General features: G+C 73.4%; 11 protein-coding genes and 3 tRNA genes. 9 read left to right on the plus strand and 5 right to left on the minus strand.

From position 1 onward, the window contains the following. Positions 1–18: 18 nt before the first annotated feature. On the minus strand, positions 19–591 hold the full coding sequence (locus GNZ18_RS32420; protein WP_156220466.1) for a hypothetical protein: 573 nt from the start codon (positions 589–591) through the stop codon (positions 19–21). A 355-nt stretch (positions 592–946) separates the two neighbouring features. Here GNZ18_RS32420 and GNZ18_RS32425 point away from each other — a divergent pair. From GNZ18_RS32425 to GNZ18_RS32435, 3 genes are all read left to right on the plus strand, one after another. Next, positions 947–1,018, plus strand: a tRNA-Trp gene (locus GNZ18_RS32425). A 15-nt stretch (positions 1,019–1,033) separates the two neighbouring features. After that, positions 1,034–1,104 (plus strand) — tRNA-Ala (locus tag GNZ18_RS32430). A 43-nt stretch (positions 1,105–1,147) separates the two neighbouring features. Beyond that, a tRNA-Ser gene (locus GNZ18_RS32435) sits at positions 1,148–1,235 on the plus strand. Between the two features lie 46 nt (positions 1,236–1,281). Here GNZ18_RS32435 and GNZ18_RS32440 read toward each other — a convergent pair. After that, positions 1,282–2,613, minus strand: a complete 1,332-nt coding sequence (locus GNZ18_RS32440) for a pyridoxal phosphate-dependent aminotransferase (protein WP_156220467.1) — start codon at positions 2,611–2,613, stop codon at positions 1,282–1,284. A gap of 143 nt (positions 2,614–2,756) precedes the next feature. Here GNZ18_RS32440 and GNZ18_RS32445 point away from each other — a divergent pair, with 143 nt between their 5' ends. From GNZ18_RS32445 to GNZ18_RS32465, 5 genes are all read left to right on the plus strand, one after another. Then, complete coding sequence (locus GNZ18_RS32445) at positions 2,757–3,731, plus strand: LysR family transcriptional regulator (protein WP_156220468.1); 975 nt, start codon at positions 2,757–2,759, stop codon at positions 3,729–3,731. Between the two features lie 227 nt (positions 3,732–3,958). Further along, a complete protein-coding gene (locus GNZ18_RS32450; protein WP_246250881.1) occupies positions 3,959–4,699 on the plus strand; it encodes a VC0807 family protein in 741 nt (246 codons plus the stop codon). Between the two features lie 138 nt (positions 4,700–4,837). Further along, entirely contained in the window at positions 4,838–6,010 is a 1,173-nt protein-coding gene (locus tag GNZ18_RS32455; protein ID WP_312874877.1) for a L,D-transpeptidase, read from the plus strand. A gap of 173 nt (positions 6,011–6,183) precedes the next feature. Then, a complete protein-coding gene (locus tag GNZ18_RS32460) occupies positions 6,184–7,410 on the plus strand; it encodes a L,D-transpeptidase (RefSeq protein ID WP_214620448.1) in 1,227 nt (408 codons plus the stop codon). A gap of 277 nt (positions 7,411–7,687) precedes the next feature. Beyond that, a complete protein-coding gene (locus GNZ18_RS32465; protein WP_156220470.1) occupies positions 7,688–8,074 on the plus strand; it encodes an STAS domain-containing protein in 387 nt (128 codons plus the stop codon). Positions 8,075–8,111: 37 nt separating this feature from the next. On the opposite strand, the gene GNZ18_RS32470 is transcribed toward GNZ18_RS32465, so the two are convergent. Beyond that, positions 8,112–8,621, minus strand: a complete 510-nt coding sequence (locus GNZ18_RS32470) for a mycothiol transferase (protein WP_173390952.1) — start codon at positions 8,619–8,621, stop codon at positions 8,112–8,114. Between the two features lie 158 nt (positions 8,622–8,779). On the opposite strand from GNZ18_RS32470, the gene GNZ18_RS32475 reads away from it, so the two are divergent. After that, a complete protein-coding gene (locus GNZ18_RS32475; protein ID WP_156220471.1) occupies positions 8,780–9,856 on the plus strand; it encodes a DUF3533 domain-containing protein in 1,077 nt (358 codons plus the stop codon). Here GNZ18_RS32475 and GNZ18_RS32480 read toward each other — a convergent pair. Both GNZ18_RS32480 and GNZ18_RS32485 read right to left on the minus strand, forming a co-directional pair. Further along, entirely contained in the window at positions 9,853–11,088 is a 1,236-nt protein-coding gene (locus GNZ18_RS32480; RefSeq protein ID WP_156220472.1) for a sensor histidine kinase, read from the minus strand. The two genes, GNZ18_RS32475 and GNZ18_RS32480, sit on opposite strands and share 4 nt — an antisense overlap. Continuing rightward, entirely contained in the window at positions 11,085–11,741 is a 657-nt protein-coding gene (locus tag GNZ18_RS32485; RefSeq protein WP_214620444.1) for a response regulator transcription factor, read from the minus strand. Before GNZ18_RS32485 ends, GNZ18_RS32480 begins: the two co-directional genes overlap by 4 nt. Between the last annotated feature and the right edge of the window lie 145 nt (positions 11,742–11,886).

Below are 11,886 nucleotides of genomic sequence, written 5' to 3' on the forward strand. Positions count from 1 at the left end.
ATCGCCGGGCGAGAGGGCTCAGCGTGCGTAGTGGGGGTCGGCGACCACGGGGTAGTAGGCGTCGGCGTGCTGGACGCGCATCGTGACGACCGGCCCGTCCATCACGTAGTCGGCCTTCACCTGGCGGAACATCGAGTCGCTCGCCCAGGGGTTGTAGAGCCGCCCGACGGTCGCGCCGTAGCGCAGGTGGACGACGTCGTAACCGCCGGAGGGCATCGCCTCCAGCGCCAGGCCGTCGGGGAGGGAGAGCGCGAAGCGGAACTCGGGCGGCGCCTCGGGCCCGTGGATGACCGTCAGCAGCCGGACCCCGTTGTCGGTCGTCTGCGCCACGATGTCGGTGTCGCGGTCCACACCGACGAAGACCCGGAGGCTGGGCCGCAGCACCTGGGCGACCGTGTCGGACGCGGCGACGTCGATGCCGATGTGCAGGCGCTGCCCGTCCCTGGTCGGCACCCAGACGCCGTCCCGTGCGCGCTGGCCCCACGCGACGTCGGGGTTCTCCAGCTCCTGGGGCTCGTTCTTGCCCCGCGCGACGAGAATCCTCGACGCCGCGTTCATCGCGGCGGCGGCCCCGTCCCGTGCATGCCTCATCGCGGGCCCTCTCGCCTTCTTCCACACTCACGTGACGACGCGCGCGTCCTGGTTTGCCACGGGGTGGCCCGGCTGGGCGCCCCATGCCTCGCGGTCGGTGAGTTCGTGACTTTCGCCCCGTGCGTTGTTGGACCTTACACCACCCTTATACGCGCCGGTCGGGCCCCTATCGGAGCCCGACCGGCGCGGCCGCGCGGCGGACCGCGAGCAAATGATCAATGACCGGGGGATCGGCACGATCCGCGACTCGAACCCTCCGTACAGTGACCGCCCTCGGTCCGCCGCCGGCGAAAAACACTTTGCCGGAATTCGCATCCCTCCAGCATCATCGAACACGTCGGGAACGACGGCCCGAAGGGGTGAGCCACCGGTTAGGCGGCTGGTCTCCAAAACCAGCGGAAAGTGGGTTCGACTCCCTCCGCCCCTGCTGAGCGTGATCAACGGGCCTGTGGTGTAACGGAAGCACGCTTCCCTTGCAAGGAAGCGATCAGGGTTCGATTCCCTGCTGGTCCACCCGGCGGCCTCGGCCGCCCGCCGTACGTTCCCGGCGCCCACCGGAGGGTTGGCCGAACGGTAAGGCAGCGGTCTCGAAAACCGGCGTCGAGGTGAAACTCGAAGGGGTTCGACTCCCTTACCCTCCGCCATTTCCGCCTTATGCGGAAAGGGTCTCCCGTATGCGTTGAAGCGCGGTCAGGCCGGGACGGCCTCACCCCTGTCCGCCGTTTCGGCGAGGTCGGCGAGCACCTCGGACAGCCGGTCCAGGCCGGCCGCGATCCAGGGCAGCGCCGCCGGGGCGGGGGAGGCGAGGGCGGCCAGGCGCTGCTCGTCGTCCTCCCCGTACAGCAGGCTCGGCGCCACCCGCATGCGCAGCGCTTCCGCCTCGTCGCCGAACGCGCTGCCGGGCAGGACGCCCACCCCGTAGCGCTCCAGCAGCAGCCCCGTGAGGTCGGCGGACGTCCGGACGCCGTGCCGTTCCGCCAGTTCGCCCCGGAGCGGCCCGAGGTCGGGGTAGACGTAGAAGGCCGCTTCCGGCCGGGCCACCCGCGCCCCGGCGGCGGCGAACCGGTCCGCGACGGCGCCGGTGACGGCCGCGTGGAGGCGGCGGCTCCGGTCGACGTGCTCGACCAGCTCCGGCGGCTCCGCGAAGGCGTAGGCGGCGGCGTGCTGCATGGGGGCGGGCGCGCTCGACCAGATCTCGCTCGCGACGCCGAGGACGCTGTCGCGCAGCGCCCGGCCGAACGGGCCGTCCGGCAGTCGGGCGACGCCCAGCCGCCAGCCCCCGGCGGCCAGGCTCTTGCTGAGCGCGGTCGTCACCACCGTCCGCTCGGGCGCGAACCGGGCGGGGGAGGGCACCGCGCGGCCGGAGGCGTGCACCAGGTCGCGGTAGATCTCGTCCGAGACGACGACGAGGTCCAGCTCGCGCGCGGCCGAGCACAGGCGGCGGACGGTCTCCTCGGACGCGAGGGTCCCGGTCGGGTTGTCGGGCAGCGTCACGATCACCGCCCGGACGGTGCGTCCCCGGGCGCGCGCCCGCGCCACCGCGTCGGGGAGCAGGTCCGGGTCGGGCACGCCGCCCTCGCCCGCGACCGTGGGCACGCGGACCGCCTCGGCGCCGGTGAGCGACGCCTGCGCGGCGTAGGACACCCAGCTCGGCGCCGCGACCACCACGTCCCCGCCGAGCGCGGCCAGCAGCGCGAACAGCAGCGGCTTGCTCCCGGGCCCGGCGACGACCGCGGACGGGTCGGTGGGCAGCCCCCGCCGGCTCCAGTACCCGGCCGCGGCGGCGCGCAGCGCGGCGGACCCGGCGACCGGGCCGTAGGCGCCCCGGCCGGAGGCCGCCTCAAGCTCGCGGGTCAGCGCGGGGTGGATGGGGATGCCGGCCTCGCCGAAACCCAGCGGGAGGACGCGCACCCCCTGCCGTTTCTTGCGGGCGACGGCCTCGTTGACGGCGAGGGTCGCCGACAGCGGCACCGGGCGGGGAGCGAACTTCAGCGGCCGGGTGGTCGGGTTCAGGGCAGGCATCGAGAACTCCAGGCGTGACGGAACGACGGCGGACGGTGCGATGAGATCCCCGTGTGCGACCCCGGCCGGGTGTCGCTTCATGCTTTCCCGCTTCCAGCATCATCACAAGCGAGTCTCAGCGATGGTGACCGTAAGCTGGAGTGATGCTGGAGCTTCGCCGCCTGCGGCTTCTCGCCGAGTTCGCCCGGCGCGGCAGCATCGCCGCGACCGCCGCGTCCCTCGGCTACACGCCCTCGGCCGTCTCCCAGCAGCTCGCCGCGCTGGAGCGGGAGGCCCGCCTCCCGCTGCTGGACCGCACCGCCCGCAGCGCCGAGCTGACCGACGCCGGGCGGCGCCTCGCCGCCCGCGCCGAGGAGATCCTCACGCTGGTCGAGGCGGCCGAGACCGAGCTGTCGGCGCAGGCCGACACCCCCATGGGCCGCGTGGTGGTCACCGCGTTCCCCACCGCCGCCGTCGCGCTCGCCCCCGCGCTGGCGCAGAGCCTCGGCGACCATCCCGGCCTGACGTTCGTGCTGCGGCAGACCCGGCCCGGCGACGGGGTCCGGCAGGTGCAGAACGGCGAGGTGGACATCGCCCTCATCGACGACTGGACGGGCAAGGTCCCCGACCAGTCGCCCGCCGTGCTGGAGTTCTTCCACCTGCGCCGCGACCCGCTGGTGCTGGTGGTGCCGTCCTCGCACCGGCTGTCGGACCCGCGGCGTCCCGTCCGGCTGCACGAGCTGCGGGACGAGCCGTGGATGGCGGCGCCGCCGGGCGAGCCGTCCCGCCAGGCCGTCGAGCGGCTCCTGGACACCGTCGGCGGCGCCCGCCCCGTCCCGTGGGAGTTCGAGGGCCTGCACACGATCCTCAGCCTCGTCGCGCGCGGCATCGGCATCACCGCCGTGCCCGCGCTCGCGCTCGCGGCGGGCGACCAGGGTGTGGCGGTCCGGCGCATCCCCGAGTGCGCGCTCGCCCGCGAGGTGTACGCGGTCACGCGGAAGGCGAGCGTCCGCCGCCCGTCCGTGGCGGTCACGCTGCGTGCCGTGCACGCCGCCGCACGTGACGCCGAGCCCGCCCGCCCGGTGCCGGATCCGCCGCCGGAGCCGCCGTCCGCAGCGGGTCCCTCCGGCGGCGCCTGAGGACGGTTCGACCTGGTGGCCGAGCTGGGCGTTGTCCGGATCCGGTCGGGGCCCCCACCTTTACCGGAGCGTGGGCGGAGCAGCGAACAAATCGGGCGTTTCCCCGCCAAAGCGGGTGGACTCGCGGCCGGCATCACGTACCGTGGTGCGAATCGTGACCACGACCGAGTCCACGCACACCGTCGAGCACATCGTCCATGCACACCGATCGGGGAGCGCAGCACTCGATGGAACGACCGGCGAGCACGCCCGCGGACCCGCCCCCGGCGGCGTCCGAGCGGCCCCCTGAGCCGTCCGCAGGCGCCGGGCCGCAGGACACCGGGCACGGAGCCTTCGAGCTCCCCCAGGTCAAGGCACTGCTCCTGCACGCGCTGCCGCGTTTCCTCGAAGGCGTCATCGCGCCCGTCGCGGTCTTCTACGCCGCGCTCGTCCTCCTCGGGCTGAACGGCGCGCTCGTGGCCGCCGTCGCCTGGGTCTACGGCGGCATCGCCTACCGCTACCTGCGTGGCCACCAGGTGCCCGGGATGCTGCTGCTGGCCGCCGTCGGGGTCACGGTCCGCGCGGTGCTCGCCGCGGCCACCCACAGCGCCGTCGTGTACTTCCTGCAGCCGACCCTCGGCACGCTGATCGTGAGCATGTCCTTCCTGGCCTCGGTGCCGCTCGGCCGCCCGCTGGCCAAGAAGCTCGCCAAGGACATGGCGCCGATCCCCGAGGCGTTCCTGCGGCACGAGCGGGTCCACCAGTTCTTCCTGCGCATCTCGCTGCTGTGGTCGATGGTGCTGTTCGCCAACGTGATCATCAGCCTGTGGATGCTGTTCAACGAGTCGATCGGCATGTACCTGTGGTTCCGGACGGGCATCGTCGCCGGGCTCGGGGCGGTCGGTGTCGGCGTCTCGGTCTGGGGCTTCCGGCGCTGCCTCCGCCACGTCAACGCCGAGCCCGCGCGGGCCGGATCGCCCTCCGCCTGACCCCGGCCCCCCCGGGGGCCGGGGAGGACCATGGAATTCGGCCCGGCCGACTCCGAACTTTCGGGTCGTACGGGGCGTCTCCCCTAGTCAGATAGGTTTTACCGATACGGGTGGAATCTTTGGACATGGGGGAGATCGGTGGGAGTCAAGGGGCGGTTCGGACTGGTGGCGACCGGTGGCGCGGGCGCGGTGGCGCTGCTCGCGGCCGGCTGCGGGGGCGGCGGGGTGGGCAGGCTCGCCTCCGGTGACTCCAAGACCACCGTGACGATCACACCGGCCAACGGGACCGCCCAGGTCAGGCCGGACGGCACGATCGAGGTGAAGGCGTCCGGCGGCAAGCTGGAGAAGGTCACCGTCCAGGGGAACCAGGGCGCCGCGATCACGGGCCGGCTGGCCGGTGACCGGAAGTCGTGGCGGTCCGGGCGGACGCTGACGCCCGGCGCGTCCTACACCGTCACCGCGCAGGCCCGCGGCGGCGGCAAGACCAGCACGGTGACCAGCGCGTTCACGACGCTGAAGCCCGCCAAGACCCTGTCGATCACCGACATCACGCCGAACCTCAGCGGCGAGAGGGTCGGCGTCGGCATGCCGATCATGCTGCGCTTCAACCGCCCGGTCACCGACAAGGCCGCCGTGGAGCGCGCCCTCCAGGTCACCCCGGACAAGCCGGTCGAGGGCGCCTGGAACTGGATCGCTCCCGACCAGGTCACCTACCGGACGAAGACGTACTGGCAGCCGCACCAGCGGGTCCGCTTCCAGGCGCGGCTGGCCGGTGTGAACGCGGGCGGCGGTGTCTACGGGGCCAAGGACGCCGAGCAGGTCATCACGATCGGCGCCGCGCAGATCACCACCGGCAGCATCGCCAAGCACCACATGACGGTGAAGCGCGACGGCCGCACGCTGCGGACCATCCCGTTCAGCGCGGGCAACGGCGAGACCCGCGAGTTCACCACGACCAGCGGCGTCCACCTGCTGATGGAGAAGGGGAACCCGGTCACGATGGTCTCCCCGGGCCGCCAGGAGGGCGACCCCGGCTACTACAAGCAGGTCGTCAACCACGCGGTCCGCTTCTCCAACAGCGGCGAGTACGTCCACGCCGCGCCGTGGTCGGTCGGGTCGCAGGGCTCGGCGAACGTCAGCCACGGCTGCCTCAACGTCAGCCCCTCCAACGCGAGCTGGTTCTACGACATCATGCAGCGGGGCGACGTCATCGACCTCACCGGCACGAGCCGGCAGCTGGAGCCCGACAACGGCTGGGGCCAGTGGCAGATGTCGTTCGAGAAGTGGCGGCAGGGCAGCGCGCTCTCCTGACGGGGCGCCCGCCGTCCCCCGACCGGTGACCCGGCGCACAGGAGCGACGTCCGGTTGCAACGCTTTGATCTCGGAGAACGGCAAAACCCCGGGTCATGGCATGATCGTCGGCTTTTGTCGCTAATGTCTCCCTGATAGACGGTGGGGTTCTGGAGGTTGAGGTGCAGCGGAGCGTGTCCGCAGGTGTCAAGGCCGGCGCTGGAGTGGCGGGGGCCGTGCTGCTCCTCACCACGGCGGCCTGCTCCGGGGGAGAGAAGGACGACGGGGTCACCGTCGGGGGCAAGGCCGACGCGGCCGCACCGCAGGTGACGATCGACCCCGGCGACGGCAACGGCAAGGCCAGGCCGGAGGCGGGCGTGGTCGTGACGGCCACCGGCGGGAAGCTGGAGCAGGTCACCGTCGCGCTCAGGGGCAAGCCGGTCGACGGCGCGATGTCGGCCGACAAGACGAGCTGGAGGTCGCGGACGCTGCGTCCCGGCGCCCGGTACACGGTCTCGGCGGTCGCCAAGAGCCCGCAGGGCAAGGCGACGGCGGTGAACTCCAAGTTCACCACGCTCAAGGCCGCCGCCGAGTTGGACATCGCCGACGTCAGCCCGAACAGCGGCGAGAAGGTCGGCGTCGGCATGCCGATCATCGTCACCTTCAACCGCGCCGTCGGCGACCGCAAGGCCGTCGAGCGGGCGCTGGAGGTGAAGTCGGCCAAGGCCGCGACCGGCGCGTGGTACTGGGTGAGCGACACCCAGGTGATCTTCCGCACCAAGAACGGCGAGTACTGGCAGCCGAACCAGCCGGTCACCTTCACCGCGAAGCTCGCGGGTGTGAAGTCGGGCAAGCAGACCTACGGCGTCTCGGACTACACGCGCCGCTTCCGCATCGGCGACTCGCACATCATCACCGCGAGCACGAAGACGCACCGCCTGGTCGTGAAGAAGAACGGCAAGAAGATCAAGAGCTGGGGCATCAGCGCCGGCCGCGGCGGCCGCGTCGTCAACGGCACCGACACCTTCCTCACCACCAGCGGCATCCACCTGACGATGGGCAAGGAGAACCCGGCGATCATGACGTCGGAGTGGATGGGCGTCAAGCCGGACGACAAGAAGAACGGCGGCTACAAGGAGGTCATCCCGCACGCGGTGCGGATCTCCAACAGCGGCGAGTACATCCACTCGATGGCCTCGACCGTGTGGGCGCAGGGCCGCCAGAACGTCAGCCACGGCTGCCTCAACTCCCCGCCCGCCGCCGCCCAGTGGTTCTACTCGTGGGCCTACCGCGGCGACCCGGTGATCATCACCGGGTCCAAGCGCGGGCTCCCCTGGAACAACGGCTGGAGCTTCTACGAGATGTCGTGGAGCAAGTGGGTCAAGGGAAGCGCCCTCGACCGCACCGTGACCACGGCCTGAGAGCGGCGGATCCAGCGGTAACGACCGGCGGAGGGCGCGCGTCGCGCCCTCCGCCGACGCGTGGGCGCACCGTCCCCGCGGCGTCCGCTACCACCCCACCTGCCCCACGCGCACCTGACCGGGCGGGTAGGAACAGGCCGGTTTCGGACGCGAGGCGGGCCCGGTGATTCCGCGCTCGATACCCCCGTCCCGGCCCCGGCAGGGGACAATCAGGCACTGCGGCAGTCGTCGGGGCGCCCCACCGGGGCGCGCCCCGGGAGAAGGTGGGGGAGGACCGATGACCGCGTGCACCGTCACGTGCCGGGCCGAGGGCGCGCGTACCGTGATCACGCTGGCGGGCGAGCTGAACCTGCCCGCCGTCCAGGAGGCCGAGCGCGCCATCCGCGACGGGCGCCGCGAGCACGGCGAGCACCTGGTGTTCGACCTCGCGCCGCTGCTCTTCCTCGACTCCAGCGGGCTGAGCCTGCTGCTGCGCTTCTACCTCGCCGCCGAGGGGCGCGGCGGCAGCGCGGCGCTGGCCGGGCCGGTGACCGAGCGGGTCGCCCGCGTCCTCCAGGTCACCAACCTCGACCAGCGCCTCACGATCCACCCGAGCCTGCCGGAGGCGCTCGCGGCGCTGCCGGAGATAACCGGGACCAGCCAGGGCCGCCCCTGCGCGCCCTGAGGCCCCGGAGAGCGGCAGGCCGGGCGGGGCGGGCCGGTCAGGAACGCAGGACCAGCCCGCGCACGAACGCCGCCTGCCCCGCGTGCTGGAGCCCGTCGGAGATCACGCTGACCAGGCGGACGGCGAGGGTGACCGGCGGGTCCCACGCCTCGTCCACCACGCGGCCGAGGTCGCCGTCGACCAGCGAGCCCGCGTAGGCGACGGCCCGGTCGTGGACCGCGTCGTGGTAGCCGGTCAGCAGCTCCGGGGATGCGACCCGGACGGCCGCGACCTCCTCGCGGGAATGGCCGTAACCCGTTTCGGACGGGGCGAAGGGCAGGCCGAAACGGGCCTCCCAGCCGTCCTCCGTCCACACCTGGGGCGTTCCGGCGGCGTCGGCCACATGGTCGTCCTGGACCCGGGTGAGGTGCCACAGCAGCCAGGCGATCGAGTTGGCGTCGGCGTCGGCGCGGAAGTGGAGTTGCTCGGCCGTGAGCCCGTAGGCCGCCCGGTGGACCTCTTCCTGGACCCGGTCGAAGGCGTCGGTGAGCAGTTCAGCACTCGTCATCGACCAGACGCTACCCCGGCACGGCACCCCGCCGCGCGGGCGACGCTCCGTCCGCCCTGGGAACGGGAGCGCCTCTCGTGCATGAGGGTGCATCCGCGCGGATGGAACGCGTGTGCCCCAAGAAGCGCAAGAGGACGCCGACAGGGTAGGTGAGCCGCATGAGCACACGAGCGCCGGCCGGTCCGGAACGCCCCGGGCGCGGCTTCACCGCCGAACTCCGCGACGCGGTCACGCCGCGCTCGATGGCCCTGGTGACGGGCGTGCTGGCCCTGCAACTGGGGTTCATCCTGTCCTACATCGGGGCGTTCCACTCGCCGACGCCGCACCGCATCCCGGTCGCGGTGGTCGCCCCGGCCCAGGTCGCGGGCCCGCTGGTGACCCGCCTCAACGGGCTGGACGGAGACCCCGTCAAGGCGCGGACGGCCGGCTCCGAGCAGCAGGCGCGGCGCGCGATCCTCGACCGCGACGTGGACGCGGCGATCGTCGTGGACCCGCGCGGCAGCACCGACACGCTGCTGGTCGCCTCCGCCGCGGGCCCGGCCCTGTCCAGCACCGCCCAACTGATCGCCGAACGGCTGGAGGGCGCCGAGAAGCGGCAGGTCCGGGTCGTCGACATCCGGCCGCCCGGGGCCAAGGACGGACGGGGCCTGTCCTCGTTCTACCTCGTCATCGGCTGGATCGTCGGCGGGTACCTCGCCGCCGCGATCCTCGGCGTCGCGGGCGGCGCCCGCCCGGCCAACCCGCACCGCACCGTGATCCGGCTCGGCGCGCTCGCGCTGTACGCGGTCGTGTCCGGGCTCGGCGGCGCGCTCATCGCGGGTCCGATCCTCGGCGCGCTGCCCGGCCACCTGCTGCGGCTGTGGGCGATCGGGGCGCTGGTGGTGTTCGCGACGTCGGCGGCCACCGTCGCCTTCCAGGTGCTGCTGGGCATGGTCGGGATCGGGCTGGCGATCCTGCTGTTCGTCGTGCTCGGCAACCCCAGCGCGGGCGGCGCGTACCCGACGCCGCTGCTGCCCGCGTTCTGGCGCGCCATCGGGGAATGGCTGCCGACGGGCGCGGCGACCAGGGCGGTCCGGAACGTCGTCTACTTCTCCGGCCACGACATCGCCCGCGCCCTGGGGGTGCTGGCCGCCTACGCCGTCGTCGGGACCGCCGTCGCGTTCGGGGCCTCGCTCGCCCTCCACCGCCGCGAGCGCGCGCCCGGTGGCGGCCCCCCTGGCCGTGAGCCCGCCTAACGGGGGCCTCCCGGCGCGGGACGCGGCGCCCAGGGCCCCGGCAGGCGGACCGTGACCTCCAGCCCGCCGCCCGGACGCGGCGCCGCCGCCACCGTCCCGCCGTGCGCGGTCGCGGTGGCGCGGACGATCGAGAGCCCGAGCCCCGAGCCGCGCTCCGAGCGCACCCGGTCGTTGCCGAGCCGCCGGAACGGCTCGAAGATCGCTTCGATGTCGTAGGCGGGGACGGCCGGGCCGGTGTTGGACACGACGACCTCCGCCCACCCGCCCCGGCTCCCGGTGACGACGGACAGTTCACCGCCGTCGTGGTTGTGCCGGACGGCGTTCTCGACCAGGTTCTGCACGAGCCGCTCGATCAGCACGGGGTCGCCCGCGGTGGGCGCGGGGCCGAGCCGCCGGTCGGCGGTGAGGCCGCGGTCGCGGGCCTCGGCCGCCGCCTGGTCGAGGACGTGCGCGGCGACGTCCGCGAGGTCCACCGGGACGGGGTCCAGCGGCACGTTCTCGGTGCCCGCCAGCGTCAGCAGCCCGTCGATGAGCCGCTCGTGCCGCCCGTTGACGACCAGCAGCGACTCGCCGAGCCGCTTGACGTCGCCGCTCGCGCCGGGGCGCCGCACCGCGACGTCGACGAGCGTCCGGTTGATGGCGAGCGGGGTGCGCAGCTCGTGCGAGGCGTTGGCGACGAAGCGGCGCTGGCCGTCGAAGGCCCGCGCGAGCCGTCCGAGCATCATGTCGAAGGTGTCGGCCAGCTCCTTGACCTCGTCGCCGGGTCCCGCGTAGGCGATCCGCTCGGTCAGGTCGTGGCTGCGCGCCACCCGCCGCGCCGTCTCGGTGATCATGTGGACGGGCCGCAGCGCCCGGTCGGCGAGCAGCCAGCCGAGCCCGAGCGCCGCCGCGCCGACCAGCCCGAGCGCGATCGCGCCCCGGGTGAGCAGCGCGTCGAGCGTCTCGCTGCGGGAGGTCTCCGCGGCCCTGCGCACCTCGCCCTGGAACTTCTGGACGCTCACGGAGCCGTTCGGCGGCGCGGGGGGCGTCACTCCCTCGGGGAACGGCTCCGCCCCGGCCGACTCGTAGACCCGGTCCGCCTCGGCGGTCCCCGCCGGTTCGTGGAGGCTGTTCTCGACCAGCAGGTAGGTCAGCCCCAGCAGGACGGTCCCGGCCGCCAGGAACAGGCCCGTGAACAGCAGCGCCAGCCGCATCCGGATCGTCGGCCGCAGCCGCTCGGCGGGCCTCGTCATGGGATCCGGTACCCCACTCCCGGGACGGTTTCGATGACCGGCGGGTCACCGAGCTTGCGGCGCAGCTTCATCAGCGTCACCCGGACGGTGTTGGTGAACGGGTCGGTGTGCTCGTCCCACACCTTCTCCAGCAGCCGCTCGGCGGACACGACCGTCCCGTCCGCGCGCAGCAGCTCGGCGAGCAGCCCGAACTCCTTGCGCGCCAGGTGGAGGGGGCGGCCGTCGCGGTGGACCTCCTGGCGGGCCGGGTCCAGCCGCACGCCGCGGCGCTCCAGCGCCGGCGGCGCCGCCGGGCGGGCCCGCCGGCCGAGCGCGAGGATCCGCGCCACCAGCTCCTCGAACGCGAACGGCTTGGTCAGGTAGTCGTCGGCGCCGAGCCGCAGCCCGTCGACCCGGGCGGGGACGGCCGCGGCGGCGGTGAGCATCAGCACCCGGACGAGGGCGCCCGACCCCGCGACGGCCCGGCACACCTCGTCGCCGTGCACGACCGGCAGGTCCCGGTCCAGGACGAGCACGTCGTAGTCGTTGACGCCGAGCCGCTCCAGCGCGGCGTCCCCGTCGTACACCACGTCCACGGCCAGGGCCTCGGCCCGCAGGCCCTCGGCGATCGAATCGGCGAGCATCCGCTCGTCCTCGGCGATCAGTACGCGCACCTCTGCCGCCCCCACATCCCCTCGTCGTCTGCCGGATCAGCTTCGGGCAACGGGCGTAACGCCGGCATAACGCGAGGTGGTTACGGCGGGGTTATCACCGCGCCGCTGGACTGGCGTGCGCCGCCGGAGCAGGTCCGGCGCGGAC

This window comes from Actinomadura litoris, from assembly GCF_009733595.1.
GTDB lineage: Bacteria > Actinomycetota > Actinomycetes > Streptosporangiales > Streptosporangiaceae > Spirillospora > Spirillospora litoris.

Excerpts from the sequence above, each read along its gene's own strand:
- GNZ18_RS32420 (WP_156220466.1), bottom strand. The coding sequence starts at position 591 with ATGAGGCATGCACGGGACGGGGCCGCCGCCGCGATGAACGCGGCGTCG.
- GNZ18_RS32440 (WP_156220467.1), bottom strand. The coding sequence starts at position 2,613 with ATGCCTGCCCTGAACCCGACCACCCGGCCGCTGAAGTTCGCTCCCCGC.
- GNZ18_RS32445 (WP_156220468.1), top strand. The coding sequence starts at position 2,757 with ATGCTGGAGCTTCGCCGCCTGCGGCTTCTCGCCGAGTTCGCCCGGCGC.
- GNZ18_RS32450 (WP_246250881.1), top strand. The coding sequence starts at position 3,959 with ATGGAACGACCGGCGAGCACGCCCGCGGACCCGCCCCCGGCGGCGTCC.
- GNZ18_RS32465 (WP_156220470.1), top strand. The coding sequence starts at position 7,688 with ATGACCGCGTGCACCGTCACGTGCCGGGCCGAGGGCGCGCGTACCGTG.
- GNZ18_RS32470 (WP_173390952.1), bottom strand. The coding sequence starts at position 8,621 with ATGACGAGTGCTGAACTGCTCACCGACGCCTTCGACCGGGTCCAGGAA.
- GNZ18_RS32475 (WP_156220471.1), top strand. The coding sequence starts at position 8,780 with ATGAGCACACGAGCGCCGGCCGGTCCGGAACGCCCCGGGCGCGGCTTC.
- GNZ18_RS32480 (WP_156220472.1), bottom strand. The coding sequence starts at position 11,088 with ATGACGAGGCCCGCCGAGCGGCTGCGGCCGACGATCCGGATGCGGCTG.